General features: G+C 56.6%; 2 protein-coding genes. Both read left to right on the plus strand.

Annotated features, from left to right (window positions below; all coding sequences use genetic code 11):
* Nucleotides 1–314: 314 nt before the first annotated feature.
* Complete coding sequence (locus BMX62_RS12460) at nt 315–944, plus strand: IS607 family transposase (protein WP_090209616.1); 630 nt, start codon at nt 315–317, stop codon at nt 942–944.
* On the plus strand, nt 941–1993 hold a 1053-nt coding region (locus tag BMX62_RS12465; protein ID WP_090209618.1), incomplete at its 3' end, for a transposase. The genes BMX62_RS12460 and BMX62_RS12465, both read left to right, overlap by 4 nt.

Below are 1993 nucleotides of genomic sequence, written 5' to 3' on the forward strand. Positions count from 1 at the left end.
CTATGCGGTTTCTGTCCGTCGGCTCGCACTTTTGCGCTCGGGCTTCCTCCAGACAGACCCTCACGGGGCTGCCCTTGCCGTCGGCTAGTAGTTACAGTCGTCCACAGAGTGGACATCACAGGTACTCCTACAGGGGACTTTCACCCCATCAGTTCATGCCCATGCCGGGCGTACACAAGGCCAAGCACAGCGACAGCTTCTCCGCTGCGGCTTCGCCTACACTACAAAGCTACGCGTGTTGGCAGCGTTGAGCAGAATAAGGAGCAATTAACAGTTGCTTGATTTCTGCTCAGGGCTATCTATAAGTATGCAATATGAGAAGCCACTACAGCATCGGAGAATTCGCCAAGCGGATTGGTCGCTCGGTGCAGACCGTGCGGCGCTGGGAGCGCGAAGGGAAGCTGCAAGCCAAGCGACTGCCGTCGGGGCACCGGTATTTCGATGAGTCCGATGTGCGCCTGATGCTTGGTGGGGCGCCCCGAGAGCGGGACGTGGTGGTCTATTGCCGCGTCTCCAGCGCCGGCCAGAAAGACGATTTGGCCTCGCAGGTACAAGCGATGGAGACCTACTGCCTGGGCGCGGGGATCGCTGTGGATGAATGGATTCAAGAGGTCGGCGGCGGGATGAACTTCAAGCGCAAGCGTTTTCTTGGCTTGGTTGATCGGATTCAGCGCGGGGAAGTGCGTCTGCTGCTGGTGGCGCACAAAGATCGGTTGATGCGCTTTGGCTTTGATCTATTGGCGCACCTGGCTGATGAAAACGGCTGCGAGATCGTGGTAGTGAACCAAGAATCGCTCTCGCCCGAGCAGGAGATGGTCGAGGATTTATTGGCAATTGTGCATACCTTCAGCTGTCGGTTGTACGGAATGCGCAAATACAAACAATCCATCAAGGAGGACTTTGCCGAGATGCCTCTTCGCCAACCCAAGGACGCCTGCGAATGAAAGTCACGCGGATTCTGCGCGCCAAGCGCCCGAATAAGGGCAAGGTGGCGGCCTTGCGCGAACAGGCACGGCGGCTCGGGCAAGTGCGCTCTGATGTCTGGCAGCGCTTTGGTTCGCTGCACGGCGTGGGCTTATCCGACCGTCAGATTCGCGATGCTTGGCTGAGCGAAGGCCGCGTTTTCCCGGTCTCGGCCAATGCTTGGAAAGAGACGCTGCGCGATGCCAAAGGCGACATCACCGCCACTATGGAAGCGGCCAAGGTCAAAGCGCGCCGCTGCATCTTGCGTCACACCCAGGACAAGAGCGAACAAAAACGCCTGTTCACCGCGCTCAAAGGCAACGCCTGGGTACACGATCCTTATTTACGCCGAGTGATGCGCAAGCACTGGAAGCATGGTCATAATCACACTCACAACCAAATCATTGTGCGCTCGGATAACTACACCACCTTCCAACTGGGTGGGCGTGCCTGGATCAAAATTCCTGGCTTGGTGAGAGGTCAGCGCATCGCCATTCCGCTTCACACCATCGTTGAGCCGACCGGCACCCTGCGTATCATCATCAAAGACGATGATCGGCTCGAAGTGCATTACGCCATTGAAGCAGAAGTCAAGCAAGACTGTGGTGGGCGCACCATCGGCGTCGATAAGGGTTACTCCGAGGTGTTGGTCGATTCTGATGGTGAACATCATGGTCAAACGCTCGGTCCGGTGTTGTCCGAAAAATCGGATCGGCTGAAAGCCAAATATCAGCGCCGTTCCAAGTTACGGGCGCTCGCCAATCGACATCGCAACCCACGCAAGCGTCAACACATTCGCCAGTTTAACCTGGGGCGCAAGAAACTGAACCGACAAATGGATAAGACCCACGCGCAAATTCGCGACATCGTCTTTCAATCCGTTCATAAGGTCGTCGATAAAGCCGCCGTGATCGCGGCAGAAGATTTAACCGCCCCAATGGCGAGCAAGTCCTTCGGCAAGAATATTAACCGTCGGCTGGCAAGCTGGACGAAAGGTGTTATTGCCGAAGCGCTTGACAGCGTTTCAAGC

It is taken from the genome of Ectothiorhodospira magna, from assembly GCF_900110965.1.
In the GTDB taxonomy this organism is placed as follows: Bacteria; Pseudomonadota; Gammaproteobacteria; order Ectothiorhodospirales; family Ectothiorhodospiraceae; genus Ectothiorhodospira; species Ectothiorhodospira magna.